The sequence below is a fragment of the Priestia veravalensis genome (assembly GCF_001457055.1).
Taxonomy (GTDB): Bacteria; Bacillota; Bacilli; order Bacillales; family Bacillaceae_H; genus Priestia; species Priestia flexa.
This window is the reverse complement of record NZ_KQ758636.1, coordinates 1-22633: the sequence shown is the minus strand read 5'-3', so window position 1 is coordinate 22633 and position 22633 is coordinate 1. Positions and strand designations below refer to the sequence as shown.

Sequence of the window (22633 nt, the reverse complement as noted above, 5' to 3'; positions counted from 1 at the left end):
GGAGGATAGATAATGAACAAACTACAATTTAAGCAAGACCGTCCCCTTGATTTTATTGCCCTAGGACGATTGTGTATCGATTTAAATGCCAATGAAACGCAGCGTCCGATGGAAGAAACAAAGACGTTTACGAAATACGTTGGAGGCTCTCCAGCGAACATTGCAATTGGTGTATCTCGCCTTGGTTTGAACACAGGATTCATCGGTAAAGTTTCCGATGATCAAATGGGGCGTTTTATTACATCTTATCTCACAGAAACCAATATCGATACGGATCATGTTGCAATTGATCGCACAGGTGCGGTAACAGGATTAGCTTTTACAGAAATTAAAAGCCCGACGGATTGTAGCATATTGATGTATCGTGACAATGTTGCAGATTTAAAGCTTGATGTCCACAACGTATCAGAAGGCTATATCAAGCAATCAAAAGCACTTTTAATTTCTGGTACAGCACTCGCACAAAGTCCATCTCGTGAAGCTGTTTTTTTAGCGTTAGAATATGCACGAAAACATGAAGTAGTAGTGTTTTTTGATATCGATTATCGTCCGTATACGTGGGCTTCAGAAGAAGAAACGTCAACTTACTATAATTTGGCCGCAGAGAAATGCGATGTGATTATCGGTACGCGTGAAGAATTTGACATGATGGAAAAGCTATTAAACTTAGAAGCTTCTAGTGATGAGGTAACGGCAAATAGATGGTTTTCTTATAATGCCAAAATCGTGATTATCAAGCACGGTGGTGAAGGATCAATCGCCTATACGAAAGATGGCAACTCCTATCGCGGCGGCATTTTTAAAACAAAGGTACTGAAAACTTTTGGTGCTGGCGATTCATATGCATCAGCTTTTATTTACGGCGTGATGACCGGGATGAGTGTAAAAGAAGCCATGAGGTTTGGAAGTGCATCAGCCTCGATTGTTATCTCACGTCATAGCTGTTCTGATGCGATGCCAACCGTTGCCGAAATTAAAGAGTTTATGAGCTCAGCAGAAGAAATTTTACAGGAAACTTATTAATAACAAAGGGGAGATTTCACGATGACACAAACAGCCGTCAAAGACGTTAAAAATTATATTGGTGGACAATGGGTAGAAGCTTCTACTTCGAAAACGGAGCCTGTTTACAATCCTGCAACAGGCGAAGTGATTGCTAATGTTCCATTATCGACAAAAGAAGATGTAGATCACGCAGTAGAAACCGCAAATGAAGCGTTTCAAACTTGGTCACAAGTAGCTGTTCCAAAGCGTGCGCGCATTTTGTTTAAGTACCAGCAGCTTCTTGTTGATCATTGGGATGAGCTAGCAAAGCTTGTAACGCTTGAAAACGGTAAGTCTTATAACGAAGCATACGGTGAAGTTCAGCGTGGAATTGAGTGCGTTGAGTTCGCTGCAGGTGCACCGACGCTTATGATGGGCAAACAGCTGCCTGATATCGCAACGGGAATTGAATCGGGGATGTACCGCTATCCAATCGGCGTCATTGGTGGAATTACGCCGTTTAACTTCCCGATGATGGTGCCATGCTGGATGTTCCCATTAGCCATCGCTTGTGGAAATACGTTTGTGTTGAAGCCATCTGAGCGTACACCGCTGTTAGCAGCGCGCTTAGTAGAGTTATTTGAAGAAGCTGGTTTGCCAAAAGGTGTGCTAAATATCGTAAACGGTGCTCATGATGTCGTAAATGGACTATTGGAACATAAGCACGTGAAAGCAATTTCGTTTGTTGGTTCACAGCCAGTAGCGGAATACGTGTATAAAAAAGGAACGGAAAATCTAAAAAGAGTTCAGGCTTTAGCCGGTGCAAAAAATCACTCAATCGTGTTAAACGATGCTGATTTAGACGTAGCGACAAAGCAAATTGTAGGGGCTGCATTTGGCTCTGCTGGTGAGCGCTGTATGGCTGCATCTGTTGTTACGGTGCAAGAAGACGTAGCGGATGAACTTATCACTCGATTGGTAGAAGAAGCAAATCGTATTGTGATTGGAAATGGTCTTGAAGAAAATGTTTTCTTAGGTCCAGTTATTCGTGAAGGGCATAAAGAACGCACGCTTGGCTATATTGAATCAGGCGTTGAGCAAGGTGCTAAGCTTGTTCGTGATGGCCGTAGTGATGCTGAGGTTCAAGGGAACGGATATTTCGTTGGCCCCACCATTTTTGATAACGTTACGCAAGAAATGAAAATTTGGCAAGATGAAATCTTTGCTCCGGTGCTATCTATTATTCGAGTTAATGACCTTGGCGAAGCCATTGATATTGCGAATGCCTCACGCTTTGCAAACGGTGCGTGCATCTATACAGACAGCGGTTCAAGCGTTCGTGAGTTTCGTGAAAAAATTGAATCGGGTATGTTAGGGGTAAACGTAGGTGTTCCAGCTCCAATGGCATTCTTCCCATTTTCAGGATGGAAGGACTCATTCTATGGTGATTTGCATGCGAATGGAACAGACGGTGTAGAGTTCTATACAAGAAAGAAAATGGTAACGGCTCGCTGGTAAGTTGTAAACAAAAAAGGAGAGGGAAGTAGTAGGAGCAGCTTGTTCTGAAGACTTCCCTTTTTTATGAAAGGGGAAAAAGAAATGACAACGGAAAGAATGACAACGGCACAAGCGCTTGTAAAGTTTTTAAATCACCAGTACGTAGAAGTTGATGGAAACGAAACAAAGTTTATCAAAGGAATCTTTACAATCTTCGGCCATGGTAACGTGGTGGGGCTTGGGCAAGCTCTTGAACAAGATGCAGGAGAATTGGAGGTCTATCAAGGAAGAAACGAACAAGGTATGGCAAATGCTGCGATGGCATTTGCAAAACAAAAGCACAGAAAACAAATCATGGCGTGCACTTCTTCAGTAGGACCTGGTTCTGCCAATATGGTAACAACAGCCGCTACTGCTTCAGCTAATAACATTCCTATTTTATTGCTTCCAGGTGATGTGTTTGCTACTCGTCAGCCTGATCCTGTTCTTCAACAAATTGAACAAACTCATGACTTATCCATTTCAACAAACGATGCCTTTCGAGCGGTGAGTAAGTATTGGGACCGAGTTAATCGACCGGAACAGCTCATGACGGCAATGATCAATGCTATGCGCGTATTGACCAATCCTGCTGATACGGGAGCGGTGACAATTTCGCTGCCGCAAGATGTACAAGGAGAAGCCTTTGATTTTCCTAGCTACTTCTTTAAAAAGCGCGTGCATCGAATGGAAAGACGTTTGCCTACGCGAGAGAGTGTGAGAGATGCCGTTCGGCTTATTCAAAGCAAGAAAAAGCCTATTATTATTTGCGGCGGCGGTGTTCGCTATTCGGAAGCAGCAGCTGAATTAAAAGCTTTTTCAGAAGCATTCCATATTCCTTTTGGTGAAACACAAGCTGGTAAAAGTGCTGTTGAAAGCGATTTCTTTTATAACCTAGGCGGAGTAGGTGTAACCGGTAATCTCGCTGCGAACTCAATTGCTCGTGAAGCAGACCTAGTCATTGGAATTGGGACGAGGTTCACCGATTTTACGACGGGGTCAAAAGAATTGTTTCAGCACCCAGCCGTTGAGTTTTTAACCTTAAATATTTCTGAATTTCATGCCAATAAATTGGATGCCGTAAAGGTGGTGGCTGATGCAAAAGAAGCGCTTCGAACGCTAACAGCTGAATTGACACAGAGCGGATATCAATCAGGTTACGGAACGGAGATTGCTGAGGCTAAACGGAAGTGGCAAGCAGAGCTTGAACGCTTGCATCACGTGCGTTACGAAGAGGGAGCATTTGTACCAGAAGTAAGCGGACAGCTTGATGATGTACTTTCTGAGTATAAAGAAGCGCTCGGAACATCATTAACGCAAACAAGCGTCATTGGTCAAGTGAACCATCTACTTGATGAAGATGCGATTATCGTAGGCGCAGCAGGAAGCTTGCCGGGTGATCTTCAGCGGATGTGGACGTCTCGCACGCCCAATACGTATCACATGGAGTACGGCTATTCATGCATGGGTTATGAAATCGCCGGAGCATTTGGCGCTAAGTTAGCTGAGCCAGATAAAGAAGTATACGCGATGGTTGGAGACGGAAGCTATCAAATGCTTCATTCAGAGCTAGTGACAAGCTTGCAGGAGAAAAAGAAAATTAACGTTTTATTGTTTGACAATTCAGGGTTTGGCTGTATTAATAACTTGCAGATGGGCAACGGAATGGGTAGCTTTGGTACGGAGTTTCGCTACAGAAACGAACAGTCTAACAAGTTAGATGGTGAGATTCTCCGAATTAACTTTGCACAAAGCGCAGCTGGATACGGAGTGAAAACGTACGAAGCACAGACTTTAGAAGAGCTTAGATTTGCGCTTGAAGATGCGAAGAAACAAGATGTGTCTACGCTCATTGATATTAAGGTGCTGCCGAAGACCATGACAAGTGGATACGACTCATGGTGGCATGTTGGGGTTGCTGAAGTATCTGAAAATGGAAAAACGCAAGAAGCGTTTGAAGAGAAAAAAGCGCATCTAACAAAAGCAAGATTGTATTAATACGATTGAATAAGAGCTTGAAGGGGAGAAGGAGCTATGTTTAAAGAAGGTGTAATTAAGCTTGGCATCGCGCCAATTGCATGGACGAACGATGATATGCCGGAGCTTGGTGGAGAAAATACGTTTGAACAGTGTATTAGCGAGATGGCGCTTGCTGGTTTTAAAGGAAGCGAAGTTGGCAATAAGTATCCACGTGATGTGAAGGTTTTAAAAAAAGCGCTGTCTCATCGCAGATTAGAGATTGCAAGCGCTTGGTTTAGCACATATTTAACGACAAAGCCACTGGAGGAAACGGTGAGTGCTTTTATTAATCACCGCGACTTTTTACACGCGATGGGTGCAAGCGTGATTGTTGTGTCAGAGCAAGGACGCAGCATTCAAGGGCTTATGGATACTCCGCTTTTTGATGAAAAGCCGCAGTTTACAGAAGATGAGTGGCAGCGACTTGCTCTAGGCCTAAATCACTTAGGGATGCTTGCCAAAGAAAAGGATATGCATATCGTGTATCACCATCATATGGGAACGGGTGTTCAAACGACGTCTGAGATTGATCGACTGATGGAGATGACCGATCCAGAGTTGGTTCACCTTTTGTTTGATACGGGACATCTAGTGTTTTCAGGTGAAAATCCTTTGTATATTTTAAAGAAGTATTTACCGCGCATTAAGCATGTGCATTTGAAAGATGTGCGACGGGACGTAGTCGAAGCTGTGAAAGCGAAGAAATGGAGCTTTTTACAAGCGGTTCGGCAAGGAGTATTTACCGTGCCAGGAGACGGTAGCATCAACTTTGAACCAATCTTTGAACAGCTTGCTGATTCTGATTATACCGGATGGTTTGTAGTCGAAGCCGAACAGGACCCTGCTGTTGCTAATCCGTTTGAATACGCGCTAAAAGCACGTCAATTTATTAGAGAAAAAAGTGGACTATAAAGTAGGTAACGTAAGGAGCTGAAAGAAATGTTTGAAAAGCTTGGACAATTAAAAGAAGGGTACAATGAATTAACGAATATGGCAAGCAAGCACGAAGATATGATGCTTGATATTGGGATTTATAATTTAAGAGAGGGTGCGGAGCAAGTATTGCGAGATTCCGAAAAAGAAACGGCAGTACTTTTATTAGAAGGAAAAGTTCGCATCGAGTGGGATGGCAACGTCCAGGAGATAGAGCGTGAAAGCGTGTTTGAAGAAGATCCATGGTGTCTTCACGTTGCTAGCAATAATGAAGTAAAGATTACGTCGCTTGGAAAAAGCGAAGTCCTTGTTCAAAAAACAGACAATGATCGCAATTTTCCTTCTAAACTTTATATGCCTTCGGATTGCCAAAGTGAAGTAGCAGGAGAAGGTGTATGGGACGGAACAGCTCAGCGCGTGATCCGAACTATTTTTGATTACGAGAACGCCCCTTATTCGAACATGGTCATTGGTGAAGTGATTTCCTATCCAGGCAGATGGTCCAGCTATCCTCCGCATCATCACGACCAGCCTGAAGTATATTACTATCGCTTTAATAAGCCTCAAGGATTTGGCTGTGCAATGGTTGGAGAAGATGCTCATCGCGTTGTGCACAACAGCTTTATCACCATCCCGGGAGAGCTAGATCATCCTCAAGCGACGGCTCCAGGGTATGCTATGTACTTTTGCTGGATGATTCGTCACCTTGATGATAATCCGTGGAATGCGCGCATTATGGAAAGAGATCACGAATGGTTACTTGAGCCAGGAGCAAAAATTTGGCCAGAGAAAGAGTAGTGAAAAGCGCCTAACAAAAGTTGGGCGTTTTTTCACAGTTTAGGAGGAAAGAAAAGGGGAATATCTACACTAACAACTATTTTAATCACAAAGGGAGAGTGGATAAGATGAAGCAGGCAACGACTCATGAAACACAAGCGGTCCAAGGACAAGACCCTTCTCAAAAGGGAAATAAGCTTTTAACAGGCATTGCGGTAGGAGCAGCGGTTGGAGGGGTGGTAGCGCTTGTTGATAAACGCACGCGAACAAAGGTCATAAACAGTGCACAGTGTGCTAAGAATTCGACAACAGGTTTTGTCACGCGCCTACGAGAGAACCCATCTGAAGTAAAAGATGATTGGCAACATCGTATTAAAGTAGCTTCAGGTGTTATTAAAGAAGTAACGTCAGATCTTAAAAGTTTATATGAGAAAGTGAACAATGAACTAAATGGTCCCGTACAGTCAATTAAAGAAGAGTCTTCTCAACTAGTAGAGTCTGCGCAAGGTGTACAAGAAGACCTGCAAGACATTGGTGATAAAGTAAAGCAAGCTGGTGAAGAAGTTGCAACTAAGGCAAATCCTGAACTTGAAAAATATCCAGCTCCTCAGCCGGAAACCGTACCGAGTCAACCAAATCGATATCAATAAACCAAAAAGAGGTTGGGACATAAGTATTTCAGTTAATGATCTATCCGAACTATTAAGAGTTAAGGACTCTTTTATAGTTCGGATTTTTTGTTGATTTGAAATCAATTTTAGAGACCTAGTGTCTGCAGCGTAATGGAACGAACTTGTTATTGTAGAAAAGTCATGCTTCGTCTTTGAAAAGGAATCATTTAGCTGTGTCTTAGCTTCTTTCTTTATAGAACGCTACGAAATACGAAAATTTTGAAAATAGTAATATATACCCATAACAAAACAGCCGATAGGTATATAAGATTACATATTATTCCTATAGTTATATATTTACAGTTTTTTTTACATTTTTTATCCTCTTTTTAGCCTATAATGTCGAATTGTGAGACGATCTAAATAGAGGAGTATGTAGGATTTTAGCGGTATGTAATGCTTTATTACAAAAGCAAAACCTATTGACCGACAAGAAACTTCAGATTAAAATAAATTTTGCTAATAGTGTGATATTTTAGAAGGGGGTATTATCTTTGGTTACATGGAAAAAAGTACTAGGAACCTCGTTGCTAGCAACAACCGTTGCAATCGGTGGAGGACTTCCTCTGTTTAATGCGACGAGTGCATCAGCGAAAACAGCTGATCAGCTTGAAAGTCCACCGCTGGATATGAATATTGTTCCAGAAGAACGATTAGGGAAAGCTTTGCAGCAGCAAGGGGTCATTTCAAAAAAGGCAACATCTCAAGAGGTAAAGAAGGCTGTTAATGCATACATAGAGAAGAAAGACAGCCATAAAGAAAGTGTGAAAGGGCAAAAGCCAAATAAAATTGATGTAAAAGCAAAACAAGCCCGTGCTAAAAATGAAAAGAAAGTAAAGGAAGCAAAGAACGTTAACATGAACGCTGTAACAAAAGGAAGCGGAAATGGCGTGAAAGTTAAGCCAGCTAAAGAAGCAAAATACAATGGAAATGTTCGTACAGATAAAGTGCTTGTACTGTTAGTTGAATATGCAGACTTTAAACATAATAACGTGGTTCAAGAGCCTGGTTATATGTATGCTGATGATTTTAACCGGAAGCATTATGAAAAGTTAATGTTTGGAGATAAAGAATTCAAGCTGTTTAACGGTAAAAAAGTTAAAACATTTAAACAATATTACGAAGAGCAATCAGGTGGAAGCTATACAATAGATGGTACGGTTTCTGAATGGTTAACCGTTAAAGGTAACGCGGCAGATTACGGTGCTGATAATCCAAACGGTGGAAATGACAATCGCGGACCCAAAGGCCCTCGTGACCTTGTAAAAGAAGCACTTCAAGAAGCTGTTAAAAGCGGTATTGATTTAAAAGAATTTGATCAATTTGATCAATATGATTTAGATGGTGACGGCAACTTAAACGAGCCGGACGGATTAGTGGATCACTTAATGATTATCCACGCTGGTACAGGTCAAGAAGCAGGTGGAGGTAAGTTAGGCGATGATGCAATTTGGTCACACCGCTGGACGTTAGGACAGCCTTATAAAGTACCTGGTTCTGATGTGTCCGCATATGATTACACAATTCAGCCGGAAGACGGAGCTGTTGGGGTTTTCGCTCATGAATACGGTCATGACTTAGGTCTTCCAGATGAGTATGATACGCAATATACAGGTCAAGGTGAGCCGGTTGGTGTTTGGTCTATTATGAGTGGCGGAAGCTGGGCTGGAGAAATTGCTGGAACAGAGCCAACAAGCTTTTCACCACAAAACAAAGAGTTCTTCCAAAAGGTAATGGGAGGAAACTGGGCAAACATTAAAGAAATGGATTTAAAAGATATTAAAAAGACGGGCGCTGTAAGCATCATTGACCAAAGCGTAACGAAATCTAAAAACCCAGGCATTGTGAAGATTAACCTTCCTCAAAAAGCCGTGCAAGGGATGAAAACAGACTTCGGTAAGAAGTTTTATTACAGTCAAAAAGGTGACGACCTGCGCACAGCAATGACGACAAAAGAGGTAGATTTAACAAGTGCAACAAAAGCTTCATTTAACTTTAAAGCAAACTATGAAGTGGAAGCAGAATATGATTACCTATATGTAAATGCTATTCTCCCAGATGGCTCTAAAGTTCTTTTAGATACAATTGGTGATAAAGCAAATAATGCTGATAACTCTGCCGAAACAACAAATGGAAAATGGGTAGATGTAAGCTATGATTTAAGTCAGTTTAAAGGCAAGAAAATCAAGCTTCAGTTTGAATACGTAACGGACGGCGGATTAGCACTTGAAGGGTTTGGGCTGGATAACGCATCGCTTGTAGTGGATGGTAACGTTGTATTTACAGATGATGCTGAAGGTCAACCAACGTTTACGCTAGATGGATTTGAGCAAACGGACGGCTTAATGTACAAGGATAACTACTACTACGTTGAGTGGAGAAACTACGCTGGAAGTGACAAGGCGCTGCAATTTGCACGCGGAGCGAAGTACAATACGGGAATGCTGTTATGGTACGCTGACGATAGCTACTTAGATAACTGGGTTGGAGAGCACCCTGGTGAAGGTTTCTTAGGCGTTGTTGATTCACATCCGAAAAAAGTTCTATACTTTAACGGAAACGGAATTAGCACAACGGCAAACTCAACTCGTTATCAAATCGCAGACGCTGCGTTCTCATTTGATTCAACGCTTCCATGGACATATACGCATTCAACATGGGGAACAATTTCTTCCAAAGAAGCAAAAGGGGTGACAAGCTTTAACGACCGTCGTTCTTATATCGATGATCGCATTAAAGATGCCGGCCGCATTCTTCCAAAATACGGTTTAAAAATCGATGTGATTGGCGAAGCAAATGATAATTCAGCTGGAGCAGTTTGGATTCATAAATAAGAAGGCAGAAAGAGGCTGGGACATAAGTAATTCAGCCAATGATAAACCTGAACGATTGAGAGTTTCTCACTTTTAATCGTTCAGGTTTTTTGTTGATTGTGAAAACAATGTTGGAAACAGGGTGGAATGGAGCGTAGGACACTCGACTCCTGCGGGAAAGAGAGGGAAAACTGAGATCCCGCAGCGCAGCGAGGAAGCTCAGGTTCCTCCCCGCGGAAAGCGAGTGGCCGTAGCGCAATGGAACGAACGTATTGAGACAAACTAAAGAGATGGAAACAGCTAGTGTTCGTCTCTTAGAAGCAATCATTTTGTTATGTCCCAAACTCTTTTTTCTATGGGAAATATTGAAATAAGGAACACAATGTGTAAATAATGTATATAAAGTATATATACATTATTTAAAAGAGGTATGAATATGCATATTGTGATTTCAAATCAGTCAAAAGAGCCTATATATGAACAGATTTACCATCAAATTCAAAAGCAGGTCTTAGCGGATGAATTAAAACCAGGAGCTTCGTTACCTTCGATGCGTCAGCTTGCTAAGGATTTAGGTATTAGCGTCATTACAACCAAACGAGCTTATGAAGAGCTTGAAAAAGACGGGTTTATCTTTTCAATTGTAGGGAAAGGTTCATTCATTTCAGAACAAAATCACGAGATGATTCGTGAGCGAAAGCGAAGAGTCATCGAAGAACAATTAGTAGCAGCCATTCAAAACAGCAAAGAAATTGGAGTTAGCTTGCAGGAGCTCCAGGAGCTTTTAATCATTTTGTATGAGGAGGAAAGGTAATGAGTAGCGTGATTGAACTGAACAATGTGACCAAGTCGTTTAGCGGATTTCAACTAAAGGATGTATCTCTGTCAGTAAAAAAAGGTTTTGTGACGGGATTAATCGGTGGAAACGGAGTAGGGAAATCAACGGTTATTAAAATAATTATGAATCTCTTACAGCCTGATAGCGGGAGCGTCTCTGTATTTGGCTTAAACTACACTCAGCACGAGAAAGAGATCAAGCAACGGATTGGATTTGTATGTGATGAAAATATGTACTACGAAAACATTACGCTACGAGACCTTCAACGTATTATTAAGCCGATGTACAGAAACTGGGATGATACGTTGTTTACACAGTATGTTGAACGATTTGAACTCCCTTTACGTAAAAAAATCAAAACGTTTTCAAAAGGGATGCTGATGAAGGCTTCGTTAACGATGGCATTGTCTCATCACGCGGATTTAATTGTGATGGATGAGCCAACATCTGGCTTAGATCCCATTTTTCGAAGAGAGCTATTAGAGATTCTACAGGAGCTCATGCTCAATCATGAGAAAACGATCTTCTTCTCGACGCATATCACCACAGACTTAGATAAAATCGCAGACTACATTACCTTTATCCATAACGGACAGCATATGTTTACAAAAGAGCACCATCAAATTTTTGAAGAATATGCCCTCGTAAAAGGGACAGTTGATTTACTAGATCGTGACACGAAAAAAGAATTTCTAGCCATTCAAACATCTAATCATGGGTTTGAAGCGCTGACCAATAAAAAGGACCGAGTACACGATATCTTTGGTGCAGAGGTGCTCATTGAAAAGCCGACGCTTGAGGACATTATGTTCTATACAAAAAAGGGGGAGCGTGAACATGCTACAGCTTATTCGTAAAGACTTTTTATTGCAAAGAAATGTATTTTTCATTCTACTACCGATTTTGTTTATATACTTGCTGCTTGATACGTCGACTACTTGGATAGGTATTATCTTTAGCATTGCACTCATCATGAATGCTTTTTCAGAAGATGAGAAATCGGCTGTGCACCTTTTACTAAATTCACTTCCATATACACGCAAAGAGCTTGTAACCGCTAAATACCTCGGTGCGCTCCTGTTTGCAGTCATTACGCTTTTTGTTATCGCTGCTTCAAACTGGATTATTCACAGCGAAAGGATGCAGTGGGCGCAATTAGTGTTTAGTATCAGCGTTGTTTTAACTTTTGTTTCCATTGCCTTTCCGGTTTCGTATATTTTTCACAGTAAGTATTTAGGAATAGCTTTTATTGGGCTGTTCGTTATCTATATGATCATTGCTAATACCTTTGTGCATAACGTGCAGGAGCGGGTAATTAACACGGCACGCACAATCATGTCTTTAGAGGTCTCAAACCTTTATATGCTTGTTTTTTTACCTGCTTTACTTCTCTATCTTTTATCGTGGCTAACGTCAATTTTTATCTATAAACAAAAAACACGTTAAACGGTTATTCTTTTCCAGAGCTCAATGAAAATATTATCCTTAAGAAAATAATGACAGTTTTGTAAGGATAGGCTTGCAAAATCAAACTGAACCTTTACAATTAAAGATAAGACTGATAGAGCGAGGAGAAAAGAGAACCAGATGCATGACTCATTTTTTAATCACATCGCATCTACTACACAAGATGCGATGAGTGTTCATACTTTTAATACAGCACTCATAGAAGCCAGTTCACACGCTATTTTTTTGCTCGATGAAAAAGGTGATTTGCTTTTTTATAACAAGCAGGCTTGGGCTTTTGTATGTACTGAAGTGCAAGATCAATTCTCTTTTTTTCAACTTGTAGAGTACGGGTTAGATCATCAAAAGTATTTTACAGAAGCGCTGAAAGGTGAAGTCGTTCGGTTTACTACCATTCTAAAAACAAAGTTTGGAAAGAGTACTAGAGTGATGCTGAGCTATGTTCCTATTCTTATTGAGGGACAGCTACAGGCAGTGTATGCCATCTGTAAAAAGAAGTCGGAAGAACAGCTGAATGTAATGACGCTTCAAACCCAATTGAATATGGAGCAAAAGCTAGCGAATATTGGAAGTTGGTATTATGACGTATTGGAAAATGAATCGTACTGGTCCCGACAGATGTACGTCATTTTTGGTATGGAAGAAACATCAGATTTTATTCCTTCATACGATGAAGTGCTGACGTTTGTGCACCCTGGTGATCGGCAGCGAGTGAATCAAACTATAAAGCGTGCCATTGAAAAGGGAGATAGCTACAGTATTAAATATCGTTTAGTTCAGCCCAGCGGTCATTCACGCATCGTATTTGAACAAGCAGATCCTGTTATAGATGAGAAAAATCAAGTTGTGCAGCTTCTTGGCGTCGTGTTTGATGTAACTGAAATACATCAAATAAAAAAGCAGCTTAAGCAAGTTGAGCGTCAGTTTTCCATGGTTTATAACAGCTTAGATGTTGGGATATGGTCAGCGGATGTTCGCACAAACAAAGTGACGTTTTGTTCCGACGGAGTGGCAAATATCTATGAGGAAGCGGCAATGAAATTTATTCAAAGTCGCTCATTGTGGAAAGAGTGTGTTCATCCAGATGACCTTGAAAAAGTAGAGGCAGAACAAGTAAAGCTGATGGGCGGTGAGCCAATTTGTCACTATTATCGCATCGTGACAAAGAAAGGAATTACTAAATGGCTAAAAGATCAAGTGATTCCAGTTTTAGATGATTCAGGAAAAGTCATTCGTCTCGACGGAATTGTAGAAGACGTTACGGAGCAAAAGCGCTATACGGATGAAATTGAATATCTAGCAAATTACGATTATCTAACGAATTTGCCAAACCGCCGTAAGTTTGAACGAGATTTAACTAATGCAATTGCACGCGTTAAAAAGAATCATTCGTTCATTGCTGTTTTTTATCTCGGCCTTGACCGCTTTAAATATTTAAACGATACTTTAGGTCATGATATCGGTGATCTCATGCTGCAAAAGTTAGCGCATCGTCTGGAGAAAACGGTACAAGGTAAAGGGTCTTTATCACGAGTGGGCGGCGATGAATTTGCGATATTTTTTGAGTCATTAGACCGTTTAGAAGAATGTACGCAAATTGCCAAATCGCTTTTTGAACAAGTAGAAAGAGAAGTTGAAATTGATGAATTTCATCTTCACACAACCACCAGCATGGGGATTACAATTTATCCGCATGACGGAAAAGACGCAAAAACGCTGTTGAAAAATGCAAGTCTTGCTTTATATCGAGCAAAAGAGCTTGGAAAAAATGACTGGCAGCTTTATTCACCTCATATGGATAGCCGAACGTACAAAAGTTTTCATTTAGAAAAAGGGCTGCGAAATGCGATTGAACAAAATGAGTTTTTTCTTCATTATCAGCCGAAGATCAATACGCAAACGAGAGAGCTTGATAGCTTTGAAGCGTTAATTCGCTGGGATCATCCTGAATGGGGATTTGTATCACCAGGAGAATTTATTCCTCTAGCAGAAGAGTCTAATTTAATTGTGAAAATTGGAGATTGGGTACTAGAGAGAGTATGTCAACAGCTGCAAGAGTGGAAGCAGTTAGGATTAACAGTCGTTCCTATGTCGGTTAATTTATCGTCAAAACGCTTATTAAAACCTAACTTTGTTGAATTTGTCATGGAGCTTTTAGAACGCTATGACATCGATTCATCGCTTATTGAACTTGAGATTACGGAAAACTCCATCATTCATCATGAAGAGCAGGTAAAAAAGATGATGACCGTTTTAAAAAAGCAGGGCGTGACGTTCGCTTTAGATGATTTTGGAACAGGATTTAGTTCACTGTCTCACTTGCAAAAGCTTGATTTTGACGTGTTGAAAATCGATAAAACGTTTATTCAGTCCGTTGTTGAAAACGAAAAACATCAAACCATTACAAAGAGCCTTCTTTACTTAGCACGGGGGTTGAATATGAAGGTGATTGCTGAAGGTGTGGAAACGCGTGCGCAGCTTTCGTTCTTAGAGGAGAATGACTGTCCGTTTATTCAAGGCTATATTTTTAGCAAGCCCGTGTGTATTGAGCAGGCTATTATTTATTTAAAGGCGAAATATTTGGAACCTGTTGTATAAATAAAAACACTTGGATCATCCAAGTGTTTTTTTTGTTAGCTTTCTGAAAAGCCAGTTGCGATAACGGTTACCATTACTTTATCTTGAAGATCTTCATTAATAACAGAACCGAAAATCATGTTCAATTCTTGGTCAGAAGCAGACGTTACGATATCTGCAGCTTCCTGTACTTCAAATAAACTGAGGTTAGAGCCGCTTGTAATATTCATTAGAATTCCTTGTGCACCGTCAATTGAACGATCTAACAGTGGACTAGAAATTGCTTTTTTCGCCGCCTCAGCAGCGCGTTCAGGACCGCTTGCAATCCCAATTCCCATCAGCGCGTAGCCTTGGTCTGACATAATGGTTTTTACATCAGCAAAATCAAGGTTAATGAAGCCTGGGATAGAAATCAAGTCGGAAATCCCTTGAATCCCTTGACGCAGTACGTTATCAGCTTCGCGGAAAGCATCCAGCATTGTCGTGCGCTTATCACCAATTTCTAATAAGCGGTCATTTGGAATGACAATTAGCGTATCAACTGCGTTCATCATTTCGTCAACACCGCCTGTTGCTTGACGAGTACGTTTTGTTCCTTCAAAACGAAACGGCTTTGTTACGACACCAATTGTTAGCGCACCGAGCTCACGAGCCATCTCCGCAACAACAGGTGCAGCACCTGTCCCTGTTCCGCCGCCCATACCTGCTGTTACAAACACCATGTCCGCACCTTGAAGGGCGTCTTGAATTTCCTCTTTGCTCTCTTCAGCAGCAGCGCGTCCGACTTCAGGGTTTGCACCCGCACCCAGTCCACGCGTTAAGGCAGCACCAATTTGCATGCGTTTTTCTGCTTTTGATAGATTAAGAGCCTGAGCGTCGGTGTTTACAGCCATAAATTCAACGCCTTGCACGCTGTGTTCAATCATGCGGTTAACGGTATTGTTTCCACCGCCTCCCACACCAACTACTTTAATTTTCACTAGTGGAGATCCTGTATCAAAATCAATCATATGTTCAGCCTACTTTCTCTCATTCGATTGTTCAAAAAAGGTAAGTGATTGTTTAAATAATCATCATCTTTATCGCCGTTGACATAATGATGTTAAATTCACTGTTTTATCGCCATTGTACCATTAATTAAGGTTATCTGTCTGTATTTGACGAAAAACGTTATCAAATCGCAAAAAAGATGACCAAAGAACTCGATTTTGGTCATCTTTTGAACGTATCAACGTACTGTTTTGCTTGAAGTAAGCCCCATCCTGTATCTTGTCGAACGGCTTTTATAACTTCTACATTTGTATACCCTTTTTCAAGCATGGCTGAGACTTTTATTGCGAGCGCTTCTTGTTGGTTTTCCGTAAGCGGTGTTGTTTTAATCTGCTTTTCAAGCGCCCGTATTTTTGAATGTAGTGTAAAAATGTAGACGACTAGGGCAGCGATTATGATAAACGATGCTATATTCAATGTTTCTTCACAATCCTTTCTAGTTTTTACCTATTACTAGTATACAAGAAAAGCAAGCACGAAAAAGAGTTTGGGACATAACAAAATGATTGCTTCTAAAAGACGAACACTAGCTGTTCCCAACTCTTTAGTTTGTCTCAACACGTTCATTCCATTGCGCTACGGCCACTCGCTTTCCGCGGGGAGGAACCTGAGCTTCCTCGCTGCGCTGCGGGATCTCCGTTTTCCCTCTCTTTCCCGCAGGAGTCGAGTGTCCTACGCTCCATTCCACCCTGTTTCCAACATTGTTTTCACAATCAACAAAAAACCTGAACGATTAAAAGTGAGAAACTCTCAATCGTTCAGGTATGGTAAGGACTGAACTACTTATGTCTCAGTCTCTTACGGTGCCTTATTTCAGCTTGAGGACTGTTTATGTAGTTTCGTTCTGAAGTAAAAAATGCTGTATTTCTTCAATGGTGAGACCGAGATCTTTTGCGTGCTGCATGAGTGAAATCCATTCTTGTACATCTTCTTCTGCTTTTACTGTTATTTGATTTTTCATTACTTTAATATCCCCCTCGACCCATCCCAGGGAGCTCAGCCATCATAGTGCCGTTGCACCTTAGATCTGTAGCTTTGCGTCGCTTTCTTTCGAAAGATTTGCCTTTTTCTGAAGAGAATTATTTTTAGTAGTATTAAAAGTATATGCTAAACAAAATGAAAAAGATGTCGAAAAGTGTTGTTTATCTTTAAAAAATTATCGGATTTATATGAATATATACTTATTAAATGTGAAGTAATTGAGTTTTATGGAGGACAAATAGGCTAGATGAACGAAAATATATAGTCTAATAGAAACGCGCTGCTATATAATAATGTAGCGTACGCTAACCTTAATGAAAATGGAGTCGTGGCTCATGCATAGTGAACTACTCAAATATGTAGTGATTGTTGGAAGTTCGGGTGTCCTTAGTTTATCTTTAAGTTTATACGGTGCGTTTAAAATTCGAGACAGTCCTCGGGTTAAGCACTATGTCATATTAACCTTTCTGTCCTCTGTTTTTGCTTTTGGATACATGTTTGAAATGATGAGTACATCGATTGAAGAAGTTAAGTTTTGGCTAAGCGTAGAGTATCTTCCTCTGCCATTTATCCCAGCATTCATCGTATTAATGTGCTTTAACTACGTTGGGAAAAAGATTTATCCAGCTTTTTATTATCTTCTATTTACTGTTCCAATTATTACAATTTTCACCCACAATACAAATAATTGGCACGATATGTACTATAAAAAAATAGGGTTTCGAAACGATACGCCATTTCCCGTGGCTGATTTAGTAGCAGGTCCGTTTCATTACCTCCATTCATTTTATTTGTTTGTCTGCATTATGCTGAGTATCATTGTGCTATTGATGGAGCTTCGGAAATCAGTTTTTCAATTTCAAATGCAGATTCTATTAATGGTATCTGGTTTATTAACGCCGATTATTGCTAGCTACTTTTACTTAAATAAGCTCAGCCCATATGGAATTGATTTAGTCCCTGTTTCCATTGGGTTAACCTGCTTGTTTCACGGGCTGTCCATCTTCATGTTCCGGTCGTTTAATGTGGTGCCCATCGCTCGTGATACGGTCTTTGAAACGATGCAAGAAGGCGTCATTGTGCTAAATCAAAAGGGCATAGTGGTAGACTTTAATAACGCCGTTCGTCAAGTTATTCCCATGCTGCATCACAGAATGGTTGGTGAACATATCCTATCCATTGTGAAAGAAAATAAAGCACTAGTAACTATTATTCAAGAAAGGAAAGAATGTGATTATCGTCACGAAGCTGGAGTCATTCAGCATTTTCACGTTCGATTTTCTGAAGTATACAACACGAGTCAAGTATACGTAGGCCAAATGATTACGTTCAGTGATGTAACAGAACGAGTCAATATGCAGGAAGATCTTCGCAAGCTTGCAAGCATCGATGGTTTAACAGGAGTGTATAATCGAACGTTCTTTGTTCGACAAGCAGAAGAAATGTTCATATCGCTCATGAAACGCGGCGGGGTAGCCGGAATTATTATGTTTGACATTGACTACTTCAAAACAGTCAATGATACGTACGGGCATGAAATGGGAGACGCCGTGTTAAGAAAAATCAGTGAAGTTGTTCAGAAAAACGTACGACCAGCCGATATCATTGGACGCTACGGAGGAGAAGAGTTTATTGTTTACCTTCCAGCAACTGCTCTTTATGAGGCTCATAGCCTAGCAGCTCAACTTAGGGAAGCTATTCAGAACACAGCCGTTGAAGCTGATGGAGTGAAAATTCGTGTAACGGCAAGTTTTGGTGTTGCTGCTCTTGATATACAACTAGGAAACGCAGCGTGTACGTTAGATGAATTTGTGCGCAAGGCAGATCAAGCGCTATACACTGCAAAACGAAACGGTCGAAATCGTGTGGAGGTTTGATTCTAATTATAAAAGGTTGTTTTAGGTGAATTTTTAAGGTAAAATAGACTTTAAATACGAACAATTACACACAAAAAAAAATTATTTTTCGTATATCCTTAATGATATGGTTTAAGGGCAATACATAGAAACCACAAATTTCTTACTGCGAAAAATATGCTTCTTTAGCATATTTTTCGCAGTTTTTAGTGTACCTAGGGGGATGAAAAAGCGATGAAAAAGAAAGTATATTTTAACCATGATGCAGGAATTGATGATTTAGTATCTTTATTTTTACTGCTCCAAATGGATGATGTGGAGCTAACGGGTGTATCGGTTATCCCAGCGGACGGCTATCTCGAGCCTGGTATTAGCGCAAGTAGAAAAATCATCGATCGCTTCAGCAACCAGCGAGTTGAAGTCGCGCGTTCGACGTCAAGAGGAATGTATCCATTTCCAAAAGAATGGCGCATGCATACGTTTTTTGTTGACGCGCTTCCGATTTTAAATGAGTCAGGTCAAATGAAAGCGCCGGTCAGCAATCAGCCTGCTCATCGTCATTTAATTGAAAAAGTGCGCGCAGAACAAGAAAAAACAACGCTCCTATTTACAGGCCCACTGACAGACCTTTCCAGAGCGCTTGATGAAGCACCTGATATTGAAGAGAAAATTGAAAAGTTAGTGTGGATGGGCGGAACATTCCAAGAAGTAGGAAACGTTCAAGAGCCTGAGCACGATGGAACGGCGGAGTGGAATGCATTTTGGGATCCTGAAGCTGTAGCTCGCGTGTGGAAAAGCGGATTAACGATTGAAATGGTGGCTCTTGAAAGTACCAGTCAAGTACCATTAACGATTTCAGTTCGCAACTATTGGGCATCCCTTCGCCGCTATACGGGAGTGGATTTCGTGGGTCAGTGCTACGCTGCGTGCCCACCACTTGAACATTTTGAAACCAATTCCACGTACTATTTGTGGGATGTGTTAACAACCGCTTCCGTTGGTAAGCCAGATCTTGTGAAGATGAAAACAGTTTGCAGCGAGGTAGAAACGAAAGTTCCAAGCCAAGGAAGAACGTATGAAACAGTAGGAGGAAGACGGGTTCATGTCGTGTATGACGTTGATTCAGAAGCGTTTTTCCACTACATAACAGAGCTGTCTAAAAAGCAATAAATACATGCAAGATTGAGAAGTCCAAGCCGTCTGGTTTGGGCTTTTTCTTATATGCACAAGCCTATCAACCTAAAAGATGTTCGTGTAAAAGCAAAAGTTTACTTTGGATTTTTTAGGAGCATTTTTTTTATCGGTACATATGATGAGAGTATCAACAAGAGGAGGTGAGACAATATGTACGGTTACGGAAACTGCGGTTACGGTTGTGGTGGTTACGGCGGCGGAAGCGGCTTCGCTTTAATCATCGTCCTTTTCATTCTATTAGTTATTATCGGTTGCGCTTGTTGGGGATACAAAGGCGATTGCTAATAGCAAGTAAATGATTAGTACTTCAACAGTTAAGAGTATGCTCCTCTTCATTCTCCTATTGTAAAGGCCTTAAAGAAGCTAGCGCACCGCTAGCTTTTTTCCTGTTTGAATAAGCTGTTTTTTTTCTTTTTTAATCGTACACCGCAGCTGCATAATAACGTATGTTTTAATTGTTTGATTTCAGTCATACATACAGGGCACTGTTTGGCCATTGTTTTTTCATCCTTTCTAAAGCTGAAAATGACTGCCCACGCCAATTTGACGTGGGCAGTAGAGAAATAGATTAATTGAGAAATGAAAATAATAGTTGAGAATAGATAATCTGAATTTTCCTATTTACTTTTTTAAGTTAAAAGCTCTAATGCCTTTCATGAACTACCAGTCGCTTACGCTTTTAGGTTAGGGACTTCAAGCCCTAAGCCCTTTGCCACGCCCAAGCCGTATTCTGGGTCAGCTTTGTAGAAGTGAGCGATTTGACGAAGCTTAATTTCGTCTTTTTCAACGGGCTTCATCGCTTCTACGATGTTGTTTACTAAGCGTTCACGCTCTTCTGTTGACATTAAACGGTACAAGTCACCAGCTTGCGTGTAGTGGTCATTATGGTCATACGGTGCATTTTCTGCTACGCCGCTAACAGGGAAAGCTGTTTGCTTATGCTCAGGCGTTTCAGTTGGACCACCATAGCTGTTTGGCTCGTAGTAAACTGATCCACCACCGTTGCCATCAAAGCGCATTTGTCCATCACGCTGATAGTGGTGAACGTCTGATTTTGGACGGTTGATTGGCAGGTGATTATGGTTTACACCTACGCGGTAACGATGTGCATCTGCATAAGCAAATAGACGCCCTTGAAGCATTTTATCTGGAGATGCCTCGATACCAGGAACGAATGCGCCAGGTGAGAACGTTGCTTGTTCAACTTCTGCAAAATAATTTTCTGGGTTGCGATTCAACACCATGCGACCAACTTCAATTAATGGATAGTCTTTTTGAGACCATACTTTTGTTACGTCGAACGGATCGAAGCGGTATGTATCCGCATCTTCAACAGGCATGATTTGTACATATAGCTTCCAAGCAGGGAAGTCGCCTTTTTCAATCGCATTAAATAAATCTTCTGTATGATAATCTGGATTTTCACCAGCCAATTTTGCCGCAAGATCTGTTGGCAAGTTTTTCACACCTTGCTCTGTCTTGAAGTGATATTTCACCCAAACAGCTTCTCCTTCTTTATTTACCCATTTAAATGTATGGCTACCGAACCCATGCATGTGACGGAATGTTGCAGGGATTCCGCGGTCGGACATAAGGATTGTTACTTGATGAAGAGACTCAGGTGATAAAGACCAGAAGTCCCAAACTGCATTAGGATTTTTTAAATGCGTTTGTGGGTCTCTTTTTTGGGTATGAATAAAATCAGGGAACTTAATTGCGTCACGGATGAAAAATACCGGCGTGTTGTTACCAACTAAGTCGTAGTTTCCTTCTTCGGTATAAAACTTTACTGCAAAGCCGCGTGGGTCACGAACCGTGTCAGCTGAGCCACTTTCGCCAGCTACTGTTGAGAAGCGAATGAACATGGGTGTACGTTTTCCAACTTCAGATAAGAAGTCTGCTTTTGTATAAGCTGAAACGTCGTTTGTTACTTCGAAATAACCGTGTGCACCAGCACCTTTGGCATGAACAACACGCTCTGGTACGCGTTCGCGATTAAAGTGAGCTAGTTTTTCTAATAGATGAACGTCTTGAATTAACGTAGGGCCACGGTATCCCGCTGTCATCGAGTTTTGGTTATCACCAACAGGAGCACCCCAGCTAGTCGTCAATTTTTTGTTATTTTCAGTCATAAGATCACCTCGTAAAGTTTTAGTTGATAGTTTGATAATACCATATATCAGATAAAAATCAATATTTTTTTATAATAATTATAAATAACTGAAATTTTGCAATGTGTTTCCTATTTTCATGGGTATGGGCAAAGAGGGAAAAACATTAACAAAAAAAACGCCCTATCAAAAGATAGAGCATTTTTTTATTAGCCACGGATTTGGCTAGCGATTTGGTTGTCTGTGTCTTCAAGAACGTTCGCAGAGTCGTCAAGTTGCTTAGCGATTTTGTTAAGCAGGTTTGACATTTCAACGAATGATGGTTTTAATTCTTCGTATTGAGCGATGAATGCTTGGCTAGAAGAACCTTCCCACATATCTTGTAATTGGTTTCTCATAGTGTCAAGGCGACCTACTAGATCTTGTACTTGACCACTTTCGTTATTGTAGCGAGCTGCCATTTCACGAAGTTCAGCAGGCGTTACGCGAATGATTCCTGACATGGAAAAACATCTCCTTTAATATGTATTTTCATTTACTATTTTAAAAAAAAATTCCAGTAACAGTCAAAAGAAATTTGAAAAAATTAGCAAAAACGAATCAATAGTTCTAGATAATAGAAGTTTTTATGCTTATAAAGAACGATTAAACCTGGGTGTTTTGGTCTTTATTCCCACCGGTAAAGTAGGTCTAATGATTCTTAGATTGGAAGAAGTGTGTGCAGGAAGTAAGGGAGAACGCACGCAACGGGTCATGATTTTCACTCCGGCTTGCTCGCTTTCCGCAGGGCTCGGCCTGAGCTTCCTCGTAAACTGCGGGATCTCAG

The 22633-nt window shown here is 40.8% G+C and carries 21 protein-coding genes and 2 riboswitches; of the genes, 15 read left to right on the top strand and 6 right to left on the bottom strand.

The window, feature by feature from the left end; translation table 11 throughout:
• Positions 1–12: 12 nt before the first annotated feature.
• From iolC to AS180_RS06490, 12 genes are all read left to right on the top strand, one after another.
• Positions 13–1023, top strand: coding sequence for a 5-dehydro-2-deoxygluconokinase (gene iolC, locus AS180_RS06540; protein WP_025909254.1), 1011 nt, complete (start codon positions 13–15; stop codon positions 1021–1023).
• A gap of 21 nt (positions 1024–1044) precedes the next feature.
• Complete coding sequence (locus AS180_RS06535) at positions 1045–2502, top strand: CoA-acylating methylmalonate-semialdehyde dehydrogenase (RefSeq protein ID WP_025909253.1); 1458 nt, start codon at positions 1045–1047, stop codon at positions 2500–2502.
• A gap of 81 nt (positions 2503–2583) precedes the next feature.
• Positions 2584–4518 carry a 3D-(3,5/4)-trihydroxycyclohexane-1,2-dione acylhydrolase (decyclizing) gene (gene iolD / locus AS180_RS06530; protein ID WP_025909252.1) on the top strand — a complete coding sequence of 645 codons (1935 nt, stop codon included), beginning with the start codon at positions 2584–2586 and terminating at the stop codon, positions 4516–4518.
• A gap of 36 nt (positions 4519–4554) precedes the next feature.
• Complete coding sequence (gene iolE / locus AS180_RS06525; protein WP_025909251.1) at positions 4555–5451, top strand: myo-inosose-2 dehydratase; 897 nt, start codon at positions 4555–4557, stop codon at positions 5449–5451.
• 27 nt (positions 5452–5478) lie between these two features.
• Positions 5479–6270 (top strand): 5-deoxy-glucuronate isomerase, encoded by a 792-nt coding sequence (locus AS180_RS06520; protein ID WP_062686574.1) that lies wholly within the window; start codon positions 5479–5481, stop codon positions 6268–6270.
• Between the two features lie 107 nt (positions 6271–6377).
• Positions 6378–6899 (top strand): hypothetical protein, encoded by a 522-nt coding sequence (locus AS180_RS06515; protein WP_062686573.1) that lies wholly within the window; start codon positions 6378–6380, stop codon positions 6897–6899.
• Positions 6900–7414: 515 nt separating this feature from the next.
• Positions 7415–9754 carry an immune inhibitor A domain-containing protein gene (locus AS180_RS06510; protein ID WP_062686572.1) on the top strand — a complete coding sequence of 780 codons (2340 nt, stop codon included), beginning with the start codon at positions 7415–7417 and terminating at the stop codon, positions 9752–9754.
• 121 nt (positions 9755–9875) lie between these two features.
• Positions 9876–10019: a hypothetical protein gene (locus AS180_RS22355; protein WP_156413455.1), complete on the top strand. Its 144-nt coding sequence runs from the start codon at positions 9876–9878 to the stop codon at positions 10017–10019.
• A gap of 150 nt (positions 10020–10169) precedes the next feature.
• Positions 10170–10547, top strand: a complete 378-nt coding sequence (locus tag AS180_RS06505) for a GntR family transcriptional regulator (RefSeq protein ID WP_025909247.1) — start codon at positions 10170–10172, stop codon at positions 10545–10547.
• Complete coding sequence (locus AS180_RS06500) at positions 10547–11428, top strand: ABC transporter ATP-binding protein (RefSeq protein WP_061785303.1); 882 nt, start codon at positions 10547–10549, stop codon at positions 11426–11428. The genes AS180_RS06505 and AS180_RS06500 overlap by 1 nt, the downstream gene beginning before the upstream one ends.
• On the top strand, positions 11409–12017 hold the full coding sequence (locus tag AS180_RS06495) for an ABC-2 transporter permease (RefSeq protein ID WP_062686571.1): 609 nt from the start codon (positions 11409–11411) through the stop codon (positions 12015–12017). Before AS180_RS06500 ends, AS180_RS06495 begins: the two co-directional genes overlap by 20 nt.
• 141 nt (positions 12018–12158) lie before the next feature.
• Positions 12159–14636, top strand: a complete 2478-nt coding sequence (locus tag AS180_RS06490; protein WP_226372936.1) for a GGDEF domain-containing phosphodiesterase — start codon at positions 12159–12161, stop codon at positions 14634–14636.
• 35 nt (positions 14637–14671) lie between these two features.
• Here the strand turns inward: AS180_RS06490 and ftsZ are convergent, their stop codons facing one another.
• The 4 genes from ftsZ to sinI all read right to left on the bottom strand — a co-directional run bounded on the left by ftsZ (position 14672) and on the right by sinI (position 16626).
• Positions 14672–15625 carry a cell division protein FtsZ gene (ftsZ, locus tag AS180_RS06485; protein WP_062686570.1) on the bottom strand — a complete coding sequence of 318 codons (954 nt, stop codon included), beginning with the start codon at positions 15623–15625 and terminating at the stop codon, positions 14672–14674.
• Positions 15626–15827: 202 nt separating this feature from the next.
• Complete coding sequence (locus tag AS180_RS06480; RefSeq protein ID WP_062686569.1) at positions 15828–16082, bottom strand: hypothetical protein; 255 nt, start codon at positions 16080–16082, stop codon at positions 15828–15830.
• A 127-nt stretch (positions 16083–16209) separates the two neighbouring features.
• Positions 16210–16353 carry a hypothetical protein gene (locus AS180_RS22350; protein ID WP_156413441.1) on the bottom strand — a complete coding sequence of 48 codons (144 nt, stop codon included), beginning with the start codon at positions 16351–16353 and terminating at the stop codon, positions 16210–16212.
• Positions 16354–16494: 141 nt separating this feature from the next.
• Positions 16495–16626, bottom strand: coding sequence for a DNA-binding anti-repressor SinI (gene sinI / locus AS180_RS22345; protein ID WP_139109160.1), 132 nt, complete (start codon positions 16624–16626; stop codon positions 16495–16497).
• Positions 16627–16652: 26 nt separating this feature from the next.
• A riboswitch (cyclic di-GMP riboswitch) is annotated at positions 16653–16739 on the bottom strand.
• A 242-nt stretch (positions 16740–16981) separates the two neighbouring features.
• Between sinI and AS180_RS06475 the strand changes: the two genes are divergently transcribed.
• From AS180_RS06475 to AS180_RS21560, 3 genes are all read left to right on the top strand, one after another.
• On the top strand, positions 16982–18523 hold the full coding sequence (locus AS180_RS06475; protein WP_062686568.1) for a histidine kinase N-terminal 7TM domain-containing diguanylate cyclase: 1542 nt from the start codon (positions 16982–16984) through the stop codon (positions 18521–18523).
• Positions 18524–18591: 68 nt separating this feature from the next.
• A riboswitch (purine riboswitch) is annotated at positions 18592–18691 on the top strand.
• A 45-nt stretch (positions 18692–18736) separates the two neighbouring features.
• Positions 18737–19672, top strand: a complete 936-nt coding sequence (locus AS180_RS06470; protein WP_025909239.1) for a nucleoside hydrolase — start codon at positions 18737–18739, stop codon at positions 19670–19672.
• A gap of 174 nt (positions 19673–19846) precedes the next feature.
• Entirely contained in the window at positions 19847–19981 is a 135-nt protein-coding gene (locus AS180_RS21560; RefSeq protein WP_076512530.1) for a YjcZ family sporulation protein, read from the top strand.
• A 386-nt stretch (positions 19982–20367) separates the two neighbouring features.
• Here AS180_RS21560 and katA read toward each other — a convergent pair whose 3' ends face one another.
• Positions 20368–21828, bottom strand: coding sequence for a catalase KatA (gene katA, locus AS180_RS06465; protein WP_025909238.1), 1461 nt, complete (start codon positions 21826–21828; stop codon positions 20368–20370).
• Positions 21829–22016: 188 nt separating this feature from the next.
• The gene (locus tag AS180_RS06460; protein WP_025909237.1) at positions 22017–22310 is read right to left on the bottom strand and encodes a WXG100 family type VII secretion target; all 294 of its coding nucleotides are present in this window, start codon (positions 22308–22310) and stop codon (positions 22017–22019) included.
• Positions 22311–22633: the final 323 nt, after the last annotated feature.

Coding starts and splice junctions, on each gene's coding strand:
- iolC (WP_025909254.1), top strand. CDS start 13: ATGAACAAACTACAATTTAAGCAAGACCGTCCCCTTGATTTTATTGCC.
- AS180_RS06535 (WP_025909253.1), top strand. CDS start 1,045: ATGACACAAACAGCCGTCAAAGACGTTAAAAATTATATTGGTGGACAA.
- iolD (WP_025909252.1), top strand. CDS start 2,584: ATGACAACGGAAAGAATGACAACGGCACAAGCGCTTGTAAAGTTTTTA.
- iolE (WP_025909251.1), top strand. CDS start 4,555: ATGTTTAAAGAAGGTGTAATTAAGCTTGGCATCGCGCCAATTGCATGG.
- AS180_RS06520 (WP_062686574.1), top strand. CDS start 5,479: ATGTTTGAAAAGCTTGGACAATTAAAAGAAGGGTACAATGAATTAACG.
- AS180_RS06515 (WP_062686573.1), top strand. CDS start 6,378: ATGAAGCAGGCAACGACTCATGAAACACAAGCGGTCCAAGGACAAGAC.
- AS180_RS06505 (WP_025909247.1), top strand. CDS start 10,170: ATGCATATTGTGATTTCAAATCAGTCAAAAGAGCCTATATATGAACAG.
- AS180_RS06500 (WP_061785303.1), top strand. CDS start 10,547: ATGAGTAGCGTGATTGAACTGAACAATGTGACCAAGTCGTTTAGCGGA.
- AS180_RS06495 (WP_062686571.1), top strand. CDS start 11,409: ATGCTACAGCTTATTCGTAAAGACTTTTTATTGCAAAGAAATGTATTT.
- AS180_RS06490 (WP_226372936.1), top strand. CDS start 12,159: ATGCATGACTCATTTTTTAATCACATCGCATCTACTACACAAGATGCG.
- ftsZ (WP_062686570.1), bottom strand. CDS start 15,625: ATGATTGATTTTGATACAGGATCTCCACTAGTGAAAATTAAAGTAGTT.
- sinI (WP_139109160.1), bottom strand. CDS start 16,626: ATGAAAAATCAAATAACAGTAAAAGCAGAAGAAGATGTACAAGAATGG.
- AS180_RS06475 (WP_062686568.1), top strand. CDS start 16,982: ATGCATAGTGAACTACTCAAATATGTAGTGATTGTTGGAAGTTCGGGT.
- AS180_RS06470 (WP_025909239.1), top strand. CDS start 18,737: ATGAAAAAGAAAGTATATTTTAACCATGATGCAGGAATTGATGATTTA.
- AS180_RS21560 (WP_076512530.1), top strand. CDS start 19,847: ATGTACGGTTACGGAAACTGCGGTTACGGTTGTGGTGGTTACGGCGGC.
- katA (WP_025909238.1), bottom strand. CDS start 21,828: ATGACTGAAAATAACAAAAAATTGACGACTAGCTGGGGTGCTCCTGTT.
- AS180_RS06460 (WP_025909237.1), bottom strand. CDS start 22,310: ATGTCAGGAATCATTCGCGTAACGCCTGCTGAACTTCGTGAAATGGCA.